This window comes from Amycolatopsis sp., assembly GCF_035276945.1.
GTDB lineage: Bacteria > Actinomycetota > Actinomycetes > Mycobacteriales > Pseudonocardiaceae > Amycolatopsis_E.
In genome coordinates, this window is record NZ_DATELF010000064.1 from 73,429 (window position 1) to 88,548 (window position 15,120).

At 68.7% G+C, this 15,120-nt stretch carries 14 protein-coding genes; 4 read left to right on the forward strand and 10 right to left on the reverse strand.

Going from position 1 to position 15,120, the window contains the following annotated elements; translation table 11 throughout:
• Positions 1 to 187: 187 nt before the first annotated feature.
• The 3 genes from efeB to VJT49_RS10960 form a co-directional block, all read right to left on the reverse strand.
• Positions 188 to 1,408, reverse strand: coding sequence for an iron uptake transporter deferrochelatase/peroxidase subunit (gene efeB / locus VJT49_RS10950; protein ID WP_324164637.1), 1,221 nt, complete (start codon positions 1,406 to 1,408; stop codon positions 188 to 190).
• Positions 1,409 to 1,468: 60 nt separating this feature from the next.
• Entirely contained in the window at positions 1,469 to 3,472 is a 2,004-nt protein-coding gene (gene efeU / locus VJT49_RS10955) for an iron uptake transporter permease EfeU (RefSeq protein ID WP_324164638.1), read from the reverse strand.
• Between the two features lie 100 nt (positions 3,473 to 3,572).
• Positions 3,573 to 4,091: a MarR family winged helix-turn-helix transcriptional regulator gene (locus VJT49_RS10960; RefSeq protein ID WP_324164639.1), complete on the reverse strand. Its 519-nt coding sequence runs from the start codon at positions 4,089 to 4,091 to the stop codon at positions 3,573 to 3,575.
• Between the two features lie 329 nt (positions 4,092 to 4,420).
• Here VJT49_RS10960 and VJT49_RS10965 point away from each other — a divergent pair, with 329 nt between their 5' ends.
• Both VJT49_RS10965 and VJT49_RS10970 read left to right on the forward strand, forming a co-directional pair.
• Positions 4,421 to 5,593, forward strand: a complete 1,173-nt coding sequence (locus VJT49_RS10965; protein WP_324164640.1) for a globin domain-containing protein — start codon at positions 4,421 to 4,423, stop codon at positions 5,591 to 5,593.
• A gap of 39 nt (positions 5,594 to 5,632) precedes the next feature.
• Positions 5,633 to 6,343 (forward strand): dienelactone hydrolase family protein, encoded by a 711-nt coding sequence (locus tag VJT49_RS10970; protein WP_324164641.1) that lies wholly within the window; start codon positions 5,633 to 5,635, stop codon positions 6,341 to 6,343.
• Between the two features lie 205 nt (positions 6,344 to 6,548).
• On the opposite strand, the gene VJT49_RS10975 is transcribed toward VJT49_RS10970, so the two are convergent.
• The 5 genes from VJT49_RS10975 to VJT49_RS10995 form a co-directional block, all read right to left on the reverse strand.
• The gene (locus tag VJT49_RS10975; RefSeq protein WP_324164642.1) at positions 6,549 to 6,974 is read right to left on the reverse strand and encodes a heat shock protein transcriptional repressor HspR; all 426 of its coding nucleotides are present in this window, start codon (positions 6,972 to 6,974) and stop codon (positions 6,549 to 6,551) included.
• Positions 6,975 to 6,988: 14 nt separating this feature from the next.
• Positions 6,989 to 8,167 (reverse strand): molecular chaperone DnaJ, encoded by a 1,179-nt coding sequence (gene dnaJ, locus VJT49_RS10980; RefSeq protein WP_324164643.1) that lies wholly within the window; start codon positions 8,165 to 8,167, stop codon positions 6,989 to 6,991.
• 30 nt (positions 8,168 to 8,197) lie between these two features.
• A complete protein-coding gene (grpE, locus tag VJT49_RS10985; RefSeq protein WP_324164644.1) occupies positions 8,198 to 8,881 on the reverse strand; it encodes a nucleotide exchange factor GrpE in 684 nt (227 codons plus the stop codon).
• Positions 8,878 to 10,740 carry a molecular chaperone DnaK gene (gene dnaK / locus VJT49_RS10990; protein WP_324164645.1) on the reverse strand — a complete coding sequence of 621 codons (1,863 nt, stop codon included), beginning with the start codon at positions 10,738 to 10,740 and terminating at the stop codon, positions 8,878 to 8,880. The genes grpE and dnaK overlap by 4 nt, the downstream gene beginning before the upstream one ends.
• Before the next feature lie 168 nt (positions 10,741 to 10,908).
• On the reverse strand, positions 10,909 to 11,520 hold the full coding sequence (locus VJT49_RS10995) for a DUF4097 family beta strand repeat-containing protein (RefSeq protein WP_324164646.1): 612 nt from the start codon (positions 11,518 to 11,520) through the stop codon (positions 10,909 to 10,911).
• 232 nt (positions 11,521 to 11,752) lie between these two features.
• Here VJT49_RS10995 and VJT49_RS11000 point away from each other — a divergent pair, with 232 nt between their 5' ends.
• Positions 11,753 to 12,295: a YbhB/YbcL family Raf kinase inhibitor-like protein gene (locus VJT49_RS11000; RefSeq protein WP_324164647.1), complete on the forward strand. Its 543-nt coding sequence runs from the start codon at positions 11,753 to 11,755 to the stop codon at positions 12,293 to 12,295.
• Here the strand turns inward: VJT49_RS11000 and VJT49_RS11005 are convergent, their stop codons facing one another.
• Both VJT49_RS11005 and VJT49_RS11010 read right to left on the reverse strand, forming a co-directional pair.
• Entirely contained in the window at positions 12,296 to 12,856 is a 561-nt protein-coding gene (locus tag VJT49_RS11005; protein WP_324164648.1) for a TetR/AcrR family transcriptional regulator, read from the reverse strand.
• Complete coding sequence (locus VJT49_RS11010; RefSeq protein ID WP_324164649.1) at positions 12,853 to 13,176, reverse strand: multidrug efflux SMR transporter; 324 nt, start codon at positions 13,174 to 13,176, stop codon at positions 12,853 to 12,855. The genes VJT49_RS11005 and VJT49_RS11010 overlap by 4 nt, the downstream gene beginning before the upstream one ends.
• 152 nt (positions 13,177 to 13,328) lie before the next feature.
• On the opposite strand from VJT49_RS11010, the gene VJT49_RS11015 reads away from it, so the two are divergent.
• Positions 13,329 to 15,120, forward strand: a 1,792-nt coding sequence (locus tag VJT49_RS11015) for a (Fe-S)-binding protein (protein ID WP_324164650.1), incomplete at its 3' end; no start/stop codon positions are given.

A 15,120-nucleotide genomic window follows, 5' to 3' on the forward strand; every position in this document is an offset into this window, starting at 1 on the left:
AACTTGAGTGTGTTCCGCTCAAGTTCGACTTGTTCGTCGCCCGCGGCGCTTCCAGCGGAATCGCGCGCGGCTTCGGGCCGAACGGCAAAATCTTGTCGCATGGCCAGCCGGCCGCACTTGGCGGTCGAATCGGCGTGCGGTGGTGTGGGACTCGGGCGCGGTGGGTGTGGGACTCGCGGGGGTGGGGTCAGGTCAGGAGGGAGCGGGCGAAGTGGTCCTGCGGGTCGCGGACGCCGGGTAGGGCGAAGAAGTAGCCGCCGCCGTAGGGCTGGATGTAGTCGGTCAGCGGCTCGCCGGCCAACCGGTGCTGCACGGCCTCGAACTGCCGCTCGAGGTCCTGCTGGTAGCAGCAGAAGATCAGGCCGACGTCGAGGTTGCCGTTGAGGTCCACGCCGAGGTCGTAGTTGTAACCACGGCGCAGCAGGCGGCTGGACGCGCTGTCCGTGGTCCGAGGGTTGGCCAGGCGGATGTGGGAGTCCACCGGGATGATCCTGCCCTCGGGGTCGGCCCCGAAGTTCGGAGTGTCGAGTTCGGCGGCGCCGTCCAGCGGTGCTCCGCTGTCGCGCTTGCGACCGAACATCTTCTCCTGCTCGGTGATCGACACCCGGTCCCAGAACTCGACCAGCATCCGGATGAACCGGACCACCTGGTACGAACCTCCGGCGGCCCAGTCCGGCTCGCCGGCACCCGCCGGCACCCACACCAGGTTGTCGGCCTCGACCGGGTTCGAGATGCCGTCCTTGAAGCCCATCAGGTTCCGCGGTGTGCCGGACGGCCGCGGAGGCGAGACGAACCCGTTCATCCGGTACCGCAGCTGCATCGCGCCGCGGGTGTGCTTGGCGATGTCCCGCAGCGCGTGCTGCACGGTGTCCTGGTTGTTCGCGCACAGCTGCAGCATCAGGTCGCCGTGGCACCACTTCGGGTCGAGCGAGTCGTCCGGGAACGTCTTCATCGGCCCGAGCTTCGCCGGTTTGCGCGGCGCGAGCCCATACCGGTCGTCGAACAGCGAGGCGCCCACGGACAGCGTCGCGGTCAGCCCGTCTGCGGGCACGACCGGGCCGAGTACGGCACTGTCCGACGGCGGTGAGCCGACACCGAGGTCCACCGGCGCGCCGCCCGCGGTGAGGAAGCGCGCCCGCTCGGTCAGCGTGCGGAACAGATCGGTCAGCGCGGACCGGTCGGCGGCGGTCACGTCGAACGCGGCGAAGGCCGCGGCCCGCTGCTGCGGGGTGAAGATCCCGGCCTGGTTCGCGCCGTGGAACTCCACGACCTCCGCGACGGTCTGCTGGGTACCGGTGGCCGACTGCTCGTCCGCGCGGGCACCGGCGGCGATCAGCCCGCCCGCGAGCGCGCTGCCCGCCACACCCGCGCCCGTGCCCTGCAGGAACCTGCGCCTGCTCAGTGTCATGGGAACTTCCTCATACCTTGGGGGCGTAAGCCCTGCCTGATTTCCAGCCCGGGGGGGGCGTCAGCCCTGCCTGATTTCCAGCAGAGTGGGGATGACCGACAGGGTCTCCAGCACCTGTCCGATTGCCGCGTTCACCCGTTGACGCTCGGCCTGGGGCGCGGTCATCGGGCCGGATGTGGTGGCCTTGAGGGCCTGCTCGAGCGTGTCCAGCTGGGTCTTGATCGTGGCCACGAGCTGGGGCTTCCTGGCGTCGATCAGCGGGGCGAGTTCGTCCAGCACGACCCGGGTGCCGTCGACGTCGGCCAGCGTCTCCTGGTAGCCGGAACCCGCGCCCAGGTCCGAAGCACCGGTCAGCTTGTCGCGCAGGGCGTCCTCGAGGATCTCGTGCGCGCGGAGCGGCAGGTCGGCGGGATCGGCGGTGAGCGTCGGCAACTGCTGTCGCAGCGCGGCCACGTCCTCGGTCAGCTTGTCGGCGATCGGGGTGAGGGCGGCGGTGTCCTGCCCGTGCCACAGCCCGTATTCGAGCCGCCGCAGGCCCGTGAAGTCCTTGTCGTCGACGCCGTCCGGAAGACCGTTCGGGCGGCCGTCGATGGCGTTGGTCAGGTCACCGAACCGGCCGTAGGCCGCGCCGACCCGCTCCCAGGTGAGCTGGGCCCGCAGCCAGTCGGCCTTGGCGGCCGCGAGGTCACCGCCGGAAAGCGCGCCGCGCAGCGCGTCCACCTGAGTGGACAAAGTGGACAGTTGCGGCGTCACGTAGTCCTGGTACTGCCGCACCGGCCCGTCGAGGTCCTGGCCGGACACCGGCAGCACGGCGGCGGGTGCGGTGCCGCCGGTGCCGCTGGCCGCGACCGTGGCCGACATCTGCTCCGGCACTCCCGACATCTGGCACCGCCAGGCGTACTCACCGGCGGGCAGGTCCACCGGTAGCGTGCGCTGGGTGCCCGGGCCGATGCCCTCGATCTCGCCGATGACCCCACCGTCGGTGGGCCGGACCAGGTAGATCTCCCCGGAGCGACCCGACTTGTTGACGATGGTGAACTGCTGTTGCCCTGCCTTGAGTGCGGCGAAGTCGGGTGCGCAGGCCGACGCGGTGATGGTGAGCTGTCGCGAGCCGGCCTCGGACGACGGGACGACCAGCGCGAACACCCCGGCGGCGAGCAGTGGCACGGCGATCGCGGCGGCCACGGTGACCCACCGCTTGCGGACGCGTGGCGGCGAGGGCTCCTCGGCGGGGCGTTCCTCCCGCGCGGGCTTCGCCGCCGGCTTGCGGAAGAACGCGATCAGGACGACGGCGAGGTACGCCACGTAGGCGATCACCTGCAGCCACGTCATGCTGGGCGTGAGGTTCGTGACGCCGCGGATGATGATCACCCACCAGGCGTCCGGCGAAACGGCCGAGGTCAGGTCGAAGGCGAGCCAGGTGTGACCCGGCAGCACCCCGGCTTCCTGCAGGTCGCCGAGGCCGTAGGCGAGTACGCCGGCCGCGATGACGACGAGGAACACCGCGGTGCGCGTGAAGAACTTGCTCAGGTTGAGCTTGATCGCGCTGCGGTAGAGCAGCCAGCACAGCAGGGCCGCGACCGCGATTCCCACGGCGGCGCCGATCAGTGGTGCGGTGGACTCGCCGGCAGCCTGCACGGTGGTCCAGAGGAACAGCGCGGTCTCCAGGCCCTCCCGGCCGACGGCGAGGAACGCGGTCAGCGCGAGTGCGGCGGCACCGATCTGCACGGCGCCGCTGACTTTCGCCGACAGTTCGCCGGAGAGGCCGCGCGCGGTCCGGCGCATCCAGAACACCATCGCGGTGACCAGGCAGACCGCGATCAGGCTGAGCGTGCCGCCGAAGATTTCCTGCGCGCTGGAGGACAACTCGGAGCGCGAGAAGGTCAGGACGGCGCCGAAGCTGATCGACAGCACGGCCGCGGCCAGCACGCCCAGCCAGATGGGCGCCGACGAGAACTTGGCGCCGGTCCGTCGAAGCGCGGCGAGGAGGATGCTGACGACGAGGCCGGCTTCCAATCCCTCTCGCAGACCGATGAGTAGGTTAGGGACAGCGTCGGCCCACACGTCAAACTCCTCTTGCCAACCCCGGGTCTGCCTTGGTTAGCCTTACTTTAAGCACAGCAGGAGCCAGAAACATAGGGTAGGCATCCCTAAATTGCCCAGCTCACACCCGGCAGGCCTCGGAAGGGCTTCGGTGGGACGGCATGGGCCGTTCGCAGAGGGTCGCGTCGTGCGTGTCCAGCAGGTTGCGGAGGGCGTCGTTCATCGAGGCGAGCCTGGCGGTCAGGACGGTGACCTCGTCCTCGTCCCAGTTGCTCAGCGCGCTGCGGATGAACTCGGCGTTCGCCTGGCGCATCCGTTCGAGCTCGACGTAACCCTGTTCGGACACGCTCAGGAGGGCGGCCCGGCCGTCCTCGGGTGCCGGCCGCCGGTCAACCAGTCCGGCGGCGGTCAGCTCCGCGATCTGCCTGCTGATCACGGAGTCGTCGACCATCCGCCGCCTGGCCAGTTCCGACAGGCGGCTTTCGCCGTGTTTCGCGAGGTCGACCAACAGCGGCGCGGCCGCGGGGTGCGGCAGTGCGCGCTCCTTCTGCCAAAGCTGGTTGATCCACGCGTTCTGCAACTGGCCCGACGTGCGCAGCTGCTGCATGAGCTCCAGGCCGGCCTCGTCGCTGGGCCCCATTTCTACCGCCAAATTAGTTGTGCCATACAACATATCTTTCATGGTTGCATAGGTCGCCTATAAGTGAGGTCGCGCACCCGGTGGTAAAGGTTTGCGCACCACTCGGACGGAGCAACTGTGGCGGCAATTGGGCTTCCGGCGGCTACTCTGCGACGGAGTAGATAGCAACGTCCGGGTAATTAAATGACCGATCGGGGTGGATTATTTGTGATCCCTTCACTCAGTGACTGCTAGCCCGGCTTGGGCCTCCGCTTCGGTGCCGCACTCTTGCCCCTTCATGAATAATCAACTTCGAGCATGAGCAAGCACCCAGCACCAGTTCGGAAAACATGACCGCCGATCCCGTCAGCCCCCTTCCCCGGTCGGTTCACCGGGAGGCGCCGCCCGCCGTCACGGCGATGGTGCGGCTGATTCGGGGTTCCTGGGTGAAGGCGGAGTCCTACCTGCCCGAAGTCACCCAGTTCTTCTACGGAATGCTGTTCACCCTGGCGCCGGCGACCCGTGACTTCTTTCCGATCAACATGGACGTCCAGCGCAACCGGATGGTGCGCGCGCTCGTCCAGGTCGTGCAGATGGTCGACCAGCCCGACGACCTGCTGCCCTACCTGCGCCATCTTGGTCGCGACCACCGCAAGTTCGGCGTTGAGCCCAAGCACTACGAGGCGATCGGGACCGCGCTGCTCGCCGCGATGAGGACCCAGTTGGGGCGCGACTGGACCCCGGACGTCGAGCGGGCCTGGGCGGAGGCGTTCACGATCATCGCGCGGCAGATGCAGGAGGCCGCCGCGGCCGACGACAACCCGCCGAACTGGTCGGCGGCGGTCGCCGAGCATCGCCGGGTCAGCTGGGATCTGGCGATGGTCCGGCTCGAGCCCGAGCGGCCGATCCCGTTCCGGGCCGGGCAGTACCTCAGCGTCGAAGTCCCGCAGCGGCCCCGGCTGTGGCGGTACCTGTCGCCGGCCAACGCACCTCGCGAGGACGGCTCGCTCGAGTTCCATGTCCGCGCGGTGGACGGCGGCTGGGTGTCCAGGGCGATCGTGAGCCACACTCAGGCCGGTGACGTGTGGCGGTTCGGCCCGCCGCTGGGCCGGTTGACCGTGGACCGTGAGAACGGCCGTGGCGTGCTCATGATCGCCGGCGGCACCGGTCTCGCGCCCTTGCAGTCCCTGCTCGACGAGCTGGCGCAATGGGGCGAGAACCCGAAGGTGCACCTGTTCTACGGCGGCCGCACCCGCGAAGACCTCTATGCCCTGGACGGGCTGCGGATGATGGCCTCGTGCAACCCGTGGCTGACCGTGCACCCGGTGGTCGAACGCGGCAACGGCCTGTCCGGTTTCGAGCAGGGCACGCTCGCCGACGTGGTCACCCGCCACGGCGCGTGGCCCGGCCACGACGTGCTGGTCTCCGGCTCCCCGGCGATGATCCGCGCGACCGTTTCTCGGATGCTGGTCGCCGGCACCGCGCTGGACCAGGTCAAGTACGACCCGTTCACCATCGACTGACTCCACGCCGTGAGGGGAATCACGCAGTAACCTTTCGTCATGGAGATCCCCGTGGCGAACGGTTCCATCGACGGTTATCTGGCCGTCCCCCAACGAGAAGTCGCCGGTGATCCTCCGTGGCCCGGCGTGGTCGTGATCCACGACATCGTCGGAGTCGGCGAGGGCACGCGCAACATCACTGACCGGATCGCGACCGCGGGATATCTCGCGTTCACCCCGAACCTCTACGCACGTGGCGGGTTCTTCCGCTGCATCAAGACCGTGTTCCGGGATCTGGCCACGGCGGAGGGCCAGACGTTCCAGGACATCGAGGCCGCCCGGACGGCGCTGGCCGAACGGCCGGACTGCACCGGCAAGATCGGCGTGGTCGGGTTCTGCATGGGTGGGGGCTTCGCGCTGGTCGGTGCCACGCGCGGGTTCGACGCGGCCGCGCCCTACTACGGCCAGCTCCCCAAAGATTTGTCCATTTTAGACGGTGCGTGCCCGATCGTCGCGAGTTTCGGCAAGTTGGACCGGCCGCTCAAGGGCGCCGCCGCCAAGCTCGAGACCGAGCTGACCAAGCGCGGCGTCCCGCACGACGTGAAGGAGTACCCGGCGGTCGGGCACGCCTTCGCCAACCAGTTCCACCTCGGGCCGCTGAACGTGCTGGCCAAGATCGCTCACCTCAACTACCACCGCGAGTCCGCCGAGGACTCCTGGCGCCGGGTCTTCGCCTTCTTTTCAGAACACCTGCGCTCAGGAGGGCGCTGAATAACGGTGGTTCTGGGGTGGCCGAGGCGCGAATATCGGCGGTTGGCCGCGCGCGAAGGCAGACCGGGCGGTCCGGACGCGGAGAGGGGATGTTTGGGCTAGCCGGGTATCCGCACCTGAGCCGCCGACCTCCGGTGATACCCAGGAGATCATCTTGGTGCAGCCCGCTGACCAGCCGGAACGTGTCCATGTGCGGAGAACGGGGCTAGCGCTTGCCGGGCCTCCACACCACGAGCGCGGTTTGCTCCCGGACCGGGACGAGGTCCTTGCGGTAGGAGGCGTGTACGGCCGCCGCGGCCTGCTCCGCGGCGGCATAGGCGGCCGCCAGTTCCTCGGTGAGCTCGGCGAGCCGGGACCGTAGCGCCTCGACCTGGTTCTCCAGCTCGATGATCCGCTTGATCCCGGCCAGGTTCACCCCGTCCTCCTGGGACAGCCGCTGCACCTCACGGAGCAGCGCGATGTCCCGCATCGAGTAGCGCCGCCCGCCGCCCGCGGTACGACCGGGCGAAACCAGGCCCAGCCGGTCGTAGGACCGCAACGTCTGGGCGTGCAGTCCGGACAGCTGGGCCGCCACCGAAATCACGAAGACCGGGGTGTCCTCATCGGCCCCGTGGGGGACGCCAAACGCCATCACCGCTCCCTGTTCTACTTGCCCGACTGCCGGAGCAACCTGGTGATCTCGGGCCTCGGATCGTGCTTCGCCGCCGCTTCGGCGAACGCCTCCAACGCCTTCTGCTCGGCGGTGTCCAGCTTCGCCGGAACGGCCACCTGCAAAGTGACCAGCAGATCGCCCTGCGAGCCGTCACGCTTGCGGATGCCCTTGCCGCGCGCCCGTAGCACCCGGCCGCTCGCGGTCCCCGGCGGCACCCGGAGCGTGATCTTGGCGTCCAGCGTCGGCACGGTGATCGTGGCGCCGAGCGCGAGCTCGGTGAAGCTCACCGGCACGGTGATCGTCAGGTCGTTGCCCGAGCGGCCGAAGACCGGGTGCGGGGTGACGTGCACCCGCACGTACAGGTCGCCCGCGGCCGCACCGCCGCGCCCGGGCTCACCCTGGCCGGCCAGCCGGATGCGCTGGTTGTCGTCGACGCCCGGCGGCACGCGGACGGTGAGCGTCCTGGTCCGGGTGCTGATGCCCTCTCCGTTGCACTCCGGGCACGGGTCGTCGATGATCTTCCCGCGCCCCCGGCAGTCCCGGCACGGCTCGGAGAACGCGAACGCTCCCTGGCTGCGGTTGACCAGGCCGGAGCCGCCGCAGATCGGGCAGACCCGCGGCTGGGTGCCGGGCTTGGCGCCGTTGCCGTGGCAGGTGCCACAGGTGGCCGGGCTGGACAGCCGCAACGGCAGGGTCGCGCCCTTGACCGCCTCGGCGAAGTCGATCCGGACGTCGGTCTCCACGTCGGCGCCGCGCTGGGGCCGGCTCGCGCCCGAGGCCGTCGAGCCCCGGCGGCCGAACAGACCGCCCAAGATGTCGCCGAGACCGCCCAAGCCACCAGATGCGCCACCCGCCGTCTGGCTGAAGATGTCGCTCATGTCGAAGCCGCCGGTGCCACCGGCGCCGGGGAAGCCGAAGCCGCCCGCGCCGCCGCTGCCGAACAGCCGGCGTGCCTCGTCGTACTCCTTGCGCTTGACCGGGTCGGAGAGCACCCCGTAGGCCTCCGACACGGCCTTGAACTTCTGCTCGGCCGAGCTGTTCCCCGGATTGGCGTCCGGGTGGTTCTCCCTGGCCAGTTTGCGGTAGGCCTTCTTGATCTCGTCCGCGGAGGCGTCGGAGGAGACGCCCAGTTCACGGTAGAAGTCCTTACCGATCCACTCCCGTGCACTCATCCGGACGTCTCCTCCTTCCTCTTCTCACTCTTAGCCCGCGTTCTCATTGCTGTCGATCGGCAGTTCACCTTCGACCGGCGCGTCGACCGCAGGCTCGGCGGGCGCGGGCGCGGGCTCGTGGTCGGTCACGCCGACCAGCGCCGCGCGCAGGACCCGGTCGCCGAACCGGTAGCCGCGCCGCAGCACCGTGGTCACCGTCGGGCCGGAGACCTCCGGAGAGGTGCTGTGCTGCACGGCCTCGTGCACGCTCGGGTCGAAGGTCTCGCCCTCGGCGCCGAACGGTTCGAGACCGGCCCGCTGCAGCCCGGCCACGAGCTTGTCGGCGACGGCCTTGAACGCGCCGGTGAGGTCCCCGTGCTGCTCGGCCCGCTCCAGGTCGTCGAGCAGGGGCAGCAGCTCGCCGACCACCGAGGCCTTGGCCGTGACGACCACGGCCTCCCGGTCCCGCTCGACCCGCTTGCGGTAGTTGGCGTACTCCGCCTGCAGCCGCTGCAGGTCCGCGGTGCGCTCGGCGAGCTCCTTCTCCACGTCCGACGCCACCGTGACGGATTCGTCCACAATGGACTCATCGAGGGCGGGGCCGGGCGCCCCGTTCTCCTCGGGAGCCTGCTCGCGGACCTGGCCGGTGTCCGGGTCGATCTTGCGGCGATCCCGCACCACGACCGGCTCTTCGAACTCGCGCTCTTCGGTCTGCTGATGGTGCTTTCCAGTCACTTCTTCTCGTCCTCGTCGACGATTTCGGCGTCCACCACGTCGTCGGCCTTGGCCTGGGAACCGTCGGCACCGCTCGCCCCGGCGGAGGCACCGGCACCGTCACCACCCGCGGCTTGCTGGGCGTTGGCGTACAGCGCGGTGCCCAGCTCCTGCGAGGCCGAGTTCAGCTTCTCGATCGCTTCCTTGATCTTGGCCGTGTCGGTGCCCTTGAGCGCCTCGTTGGCCTCGTCGATCGCGGTCTTGACCTTGCCCTTGAGTTCCTCGGGCAGCTTGTCTTCGTTGTCCTTGACGAACTTCTCGGTCTGGTAGACCAGCGTCTCGGCCTGGTTGCGGGTCTCCGCCTCCTCGCGCCGCTTGCGGTCCTCCTCGGCGTGCGACTCGGCGTCCTTGACCATGCGGTCGATGTCCTCCTTCGGCAGCGCGGAGCCACCGGTGATGGTCATCGACTGTTCCTTGTTGGTGCCCAGGTCCTTCGCGGTCACGTGCACGATGCCGTTGGCGTCGATGTCGAAGGTGACCTCGATCTGCGGGACGCCGCGCGGGGCCGGCGGGAGGCCGGTCAGCTCGAACATGCCGAGCTTCTTGTTGTGCGCCGCGATCTCACGCTCACCCTGGAACACCTGGATCTGCACCGACGGCTGGTTGTCGTCCGCGGTGGAGAAGATCTCGCTGCGCTTGGTCGGGATGGTCGTGTTGCGCTCGATGAGCTTGGTGAACACGCCGCCCTTGGTCTCGATGCCCAGTGACAGCGGGGTCACGTCGAGCAGCAGGACGTCCTTGACCTCACCCTTGAGCACACCGGCCTGCAGCGCCGCGCCGACCGCGACGACCTCGTCCGGGTTCACGCCCTTGTTCGGCTCCTTGCCGCCGGTCAGCTCCTTGACCAGGTCGGACACCGCGGGCATCCGGGTGGAGCCACCCACCAGCACCACGTGGTCGATCTGGCTGACGGAGATGCTGGCGTCGCGGATGACGTTGTTGAACGGCGCCTTGGTGCGGTCCAGCAGGTCGGAGGTGATCCGCTGGAACTCCGCCCGCGACAGGGTCTCGTCGAGGAACAGTGGGTTCTTGTCCGCGTCGACCGTGATGTAGGGCAGGTTGATGTTCGCGCTGGAAGAGCTGGACAGCTCGATCTTGGCCTTCTCCGCGGCCTCCTTGATGCGCTGCAGCGCCATCCGGTCCTTGGTCAGGTCGATGCCGTGGGATGCCTTGAACTTGTCCACCAGCCAGTCGACGACGCGCTGGTCCCAGTCGTCACCACCGAGGTGGTTGTCACCACTGGTCGCGCGGACCTCGACCACGCCGTCGCCGATCTCCAGCAGCGAGACGTCGAAGGTACCGCCACCGAGGTCGAAGACGAGGATGGTCTGTTCCTTCTCGCCCTTGTCCAGGCCGTAGGCCAGCGCCGCCGCGGTGGGCTCGTTGACGATCCGGAGCACGTTCAGGCCGGCGATCTGCCCGGCCTCCTTGGTGGCCTGCCGCTGCGCGTCCTCGAAGTAGGCGGGCACGGTGATGACCGCGTCGGTGATCTCCTCACCGAGGTAGGACTCGGCGTCCCGCTTCAGCTTCATCAGCACGCGCGCGCTGATCTCCTGCGGTGTGTAGGACTTGCCGTCGATCTCCTGGTTCCAGTTCGTACCCATGTGCCGCTTGACCGACCGGATCGTCCGGTCGACGTTGGTCACGGCCTGGTTCTTCGCCGGCTGCCCGGTCAGCACTTCGCCGTTCTTGGCGAAGGCGACGATCGACGGGGTGGTACGGGAGCCTTCCGAGTTGGCGATGACCGTCGGCTCGCCGCCCTCCAGGACGGCGACGACCGAGTTGGTCGTACCGAGGTCGATGCCGACCGCTCGCGCCATAGTGTGTTCCCTCCTGAGCTTGCTTTCTCATGCCCGCCTTGAGCGGGACTCACTCAAGTTCTATCCCGGGCTTCCCGATCGAGTCAAACCAGACTTGAGCCCGGCTCGCTCAACCTTTCTGCCAAGAGTAACGACGGCCTCCGGCGCCTTGTTCCCGGGGCCGCCCTCTCAACTCGGGCGAACGGTGACGTCCCCGCTCGTGCTGTTCAGGTCGAGCAGATGTGGGGCGGCGGGATCGGTGGCCACGTCGATCCGGCGGTCGCCACTGCCCGTATCGCCGGCCACGCGGTAACGGTCGTTCGGCACGGTCAGGTTGATCTCGCCACTGGTCGCGGTGGCGCGCACGTCCTGAGGTGCTTCGAGCGTGATGTCGATTTCGCCCGAGGTCGCCCGCACGTCCACCGTTCCGGGCGCCTCGAGCTCGATCTTGCCGGAGGTCACCGCACCCGTCACCGCGGTACCGCGCGGCACCACCACCTCGAACTGGGCGCTGCAGTTGTGCCCGCACTCCGTCAGCACGAGCTGGTCACCGTCGACCTGGAAGGCGTCGTCGGGCCGGGACCGCAGGTGGTAGCTGAGCCGCTGGCGGACGACGGTCGCGCTGACGTCTTCGGTCCGGACCGTCACGTCCGAGGAGTCCACGTCGAACCGCACGGTGTGGATCTGCTGGGTGATCCGCGTGTTCGCTTCCGCCGTCGACGGCCATCCCCAGCCGAGTCCGATGGCGATCCCGGTGCCGATCAGGGCTATGCCGCCGATCGCCAGCACAGGTCTGCCCATTGCTGCCTCCCCGGTCAGGTTTTCCGTACCGGAAACGCTAAGCAGTGCACAGGTGGGCGGACATCAGGGACAGCCCGGGTTCTTCCCGGGGTTATCCCTGGTGCGAGGGCGCCCTGCCGGATGGTCGCCAGCCACTGGTTAGGCTCGGGACCGATCGGATTCTGTGTCGTCTGGGGGCTTGTCCCAGGCCCCCGCCTCGGACAAGCCCCCAGGCCCCTGACGAGGAGGATCGATGCCTCAGCCACCCAACCCGTACGACTTTTTGCCCGCTTTGCCCGGATTTACCCTGCGCAGCAACGATTTCGCCGAGGGTGAGACGCTGGCCGCCCCGCACCTGAGCGGGCTGTTCGGGGTTCCCGGCGGTGAGGACCGTTCGCCGCATCTGGCCTGGGAGGGTTTCCCGGCCGAAACGCGCAGCTTCGCCGTCACCTGCTACGACCCGGACGCGCCGACCGGGAGCGGCTTCTGGCACTGGGCCGTGTTCAACATCCCTGCTTCGGTGACCGAACTACCCTCCGGCGCCGGTGACGAGAGCGGCTCGGGGCTGCCCGAGGGCGCGATCACGCTGGCGAACGACGGTGGTCTCAAGCGCTACGTCGGCTCCGCCCCGCCTGCCGGCCACGGCCCGCACCGCTACATCTTCGCGGTGCACGCCGTGAACGTGCCCGAACTGGAGGTCCCCGAGACCGCCACGCCCGCGTTCCTCGGCTTCAACCTGCTGGGCACCGCCGTCGGCCGCGCGCTGCTCACCGGGATCTACGAGAACAAGGGCTGATCAGCGGGGCTGGAGCAGATGGTCGACAACGGGCCGCAGTTCCTCGGCACTCGGCGGCTCGTCGTCGATCAACCCCTGGATCATGAGGCCGTCTATCCCGGCCAGGAACGCCCGCAGCGCCACCAGGTCGTCCGGCCGGACCATCGAGGTCAGCACGTCCAGCCAGCGCCGCGCGGCCGGCCGCAGTTCCGGGCGCCGGGCGGCCAGCAGGTACAGCTCGTACTCGGCCATGGTCCGGCCGCGGCGGGGGCCCAGCGCTTCGGCGAGCAGGCCGGCCACTTCGTTCGCGCCCCGGCTGCCGCGTGAGCGCGCCCGGTCGATCATCCAGTACACCTCGGTCGCCATGTCCTTGGCGCACGAGATCAGCGTCGCGATCAACAGGTCGTTCAGGCTGGCGAAGTGATACGTCGTCGATGTCGTCGGCACGCCGGCTTCCGCCGCGACGGTGCGATGCGTGACTCCGGCGACCCCGTCTCGTTCGATCACCCGCAGCGTCGCCTCGATGATCTCCTGGCGCCGCCTGTCGCCGCGCATCTTGCGCCCGTCTCGCTGCGCCTTCATTTGGCGGCCCCCAGTTCGATCAGTGTGACCCCGGCGATCACGAGCACCAGCCCGCCGAGCACGAGCGGGTTGACCGGCTCGTTCAGGAACAGCATGCCGATCAGCGCGACCGCCGCGACGCCGATCGCGGCCCACACCGCGTAGACCACGCCGACCGGTAAACCCATCTTGAGCACGGCGGAGAGCATCACGAAGGACAGCACGTAGCCGGCGATCACCACGATCGACGGAACGAGCTTCGAGAAGCCGTCGGACAGCTTCAGCGAAATCGTCGCGCTCACCTCGGCGGCGATGGCGATCGCCAGGAGCAGGTAAGGCATCCCGTCAAAGTACCTGAACGATCGTCCCATAACAAAGAGAGTTGTACGCCACATCGGTGGGACTTTTCGGCCGCCCATGGGCTACTCATCGGTAAGAACGGTTGGGCGGCTCCGTCGAACCGCCACGGAACACCACGAAAGGTCCCCGGATCATGGGTGCTCTGCAGATCACGCTTGGGGTGGTCGGCGTCGCCGCCAGCATCGTCGCCTGGGTCATGTTCGCCGCGGGTGTCTGGCGCATGGTGCGCATCATCCGGCTCGGCCAGCCGGACGCCACGCGCAACGGCCCGTTCCGGTCTCGCCTGGCCACGCTGGTCAAGGAGTTCGCCGCGCACACCCGGATGAACAAGTTCCGGCACGTCGGCCCATGGCACTGGCTGGTGATGTGGGGCTTCCTGATCGGCTCGCTCGCCTGGTTCGAGGCCTACGGCGAGACCTTCGACCCCCACTTCCACTGGCCGATCATCGGCGCATGGGAGCCGTGGCTGCTGCTCACCGAACTGCTCGGCCTCGGCACCGTGGCCGGTGGCGTGGCGCTGGCGATCATCCGGCAGCGCAACCACCCGCGCCGCGCCGACCGCCTGTCCAGGTTCGCGGGCTCGAACTTCCGCCAGGCCTACTTCGTCGAGGCCGTCGTGATCATCGAAGGCCTCGGCATCCTGGGTGTGAAGGCGTTCAAGATCTCCAGCGGGATCGAGGACCCGGCGCTGTGGAGCAGCTTCGTCACCAAGCCGCTCGCGGAGCTGCTGCCCGCCGGCACCGCCGCGGTGACCATCACCGCCCTGGTCAAGCTGCTCTCCGGGATGGTCTGGCTGTGCGTGGTGAGCCGGAAGCTGACCATGGGCGTGGCCTGGCACCGGTTCAGCGCCTTCTTCAACATCTACTTCAAGCGCGAGGCCGACGGTGGTGTCGCGCTGGGCGCGCTGAAGCCGATGATGAGCGCGGGCAAGCCGCTCGACTTCGAGGAGGCCGACCCGGAGAAGGACGTCTTCGGCGCCGGCCGGATCGAGGACTTCAGCTGGAAGGGCTGGCTGGACTTCACCACCTGCACCGAATGCGGGCGCTGCCAGTCGCAGTGCCCCGCGTGGAACACCGGCAAGCCGCTGTCGCCGAAGCTGGTCATCACCCAGCTGCGCGACCACGCCTACGCGAAGGCGCCTTATCTGCTGGCCGGTGGCAAGAAGGACATGGCAGGCGATGAGATCGGTCTGAGTGAAGAGACAATGGCGCCTGCCGCCTCCGGTGAGAGTGGTGGTGGGCGACGGGCGGGCCATTCGGGGATCGACGTGCTGGCGCTGGCGGAGGCCGAGCGGCCGCTGATCGGCGGTCCCGACGAGCTGGGTGTCATCGACCCGGACGTGCTGTGGTCCTGCACCACCTGCGGGGCGTGCGTCGAACAGTGCCCGGTGGACATCGAGCACGTCGACCACATCGTCGACATGCGGCGCTACCAGGTGATGATCGAGTCGAGCTTCCCCAGCGAGCTGAACGGGATGTTCAAGAACCTGGAGAACAAGGGCAACCCGTGGGGCCAGAACGCCCGCGACCGCCTGGACTGGACCAAGAAGCTGGACTTCGAGGTGCAGGTGTTCGACGGCGAGCTGGCCGCCGAGGTGGAGTACCTGTTCTGGATCGGCTGCGCCGGCGCGTTCGACGACGGCCAGAAGCGCACCGTGCAGGCCACCGCCGAGCTGCTGCACCGGGCGGGCGTCAAGTACGTGGTGATGGGCCCGGAGGAGACCTGCACCGGTGACCCGGCGCGGCGCTCGGGCAACGAGTTCCTGTTCCAGATGCTGGCGCAGCAGAACGTCGAGGTGCTCAACGCGGTGTTCGAGGGCCGCGAGCCGGGCACCCGCAAGATCGTCACCACCTGCCCGCACTGCCTGAACACCCTCGGCCGGGAGTACCCGCAGCTGGACGGCCACTACGAGGTGGTGCACCACA

Coding starts and splice junctions, on each gene's coding strand:
- efeB (WP_324164637.1), bottom strand. CDS start 1,408: ATGACACTGAGCAGGCGCAGGTTCCTGCAGGGCACGGGCGCGGGTGTG.
- VJT49_RS10960 (WP_324164639.1), bottom strand. CDS start 4,091: ATGGGGCCCAGCGACGAGGCCGGCCTGGAGCTCATGCAGCAGCTGCGC.
- VJT49_RS10965 (WP_324164640.1), top strand. CDS start 4,421: ATGACCGCCGATCCCGTCAGCCCCCTTCCCCGGTCGGTTCACCGGGAG.
- VJT49_RS10970 (WP_324164641.1), top strand. CDS start 5,633: ATGGAGATCCCCGTGGCGAACGGTTCCATCGACGGTTATCTGGCCGTC.
- VJT49_RS10975 (WP_324164642.1), bottom strand. CDS start 6,974: ATGGCGTTTGGCGTCCCCCACGGGGCCGATGAGGACACCCCGGTCTTC.
- dnaJ (WP_324164643.1), bottom strand. CDS start 8,167: ATGAGTGCACGGGAGTGGATCGGTAAGGACTTCTACCGTGAACTGGGC.
- dnaK (WP_324164645.1), bottom strand. CDS start 10,740: ATGGCGCGAGCGGTCGGCATCGACCTCGGTACGACCAACTCGGTCGTC.
- VJT49_RS10995 (WP_324164646.1), bottom strand. CDS start 11,520: ATGGGCAGACCTGTGCTGGCGATCGGCGGCATAGCCCTGATCGGCACC.
- VJT49_RS11000 (WP_324164647.1), top strand. CDS start 11,753: ATGCCTCAGCCACCCAACCCGTACGACTTTTTGCCCGCTTTGCCCGGA.
- VJT49_RS11005 (WP_324164648.1), bottom strand. CDS start 12,856: ATGAAGGCGCAGCGAGACGGGCGCAAGATGCGCGGCGACAGGCGGCGC.
- VJT49_RS11010 (WP_324164649.1), bottom strand. CDS start 13,176: ATGCCTTACCTGCTCCTGGCGATCGCCATCGCCGCCGAGGTGAGCGCG.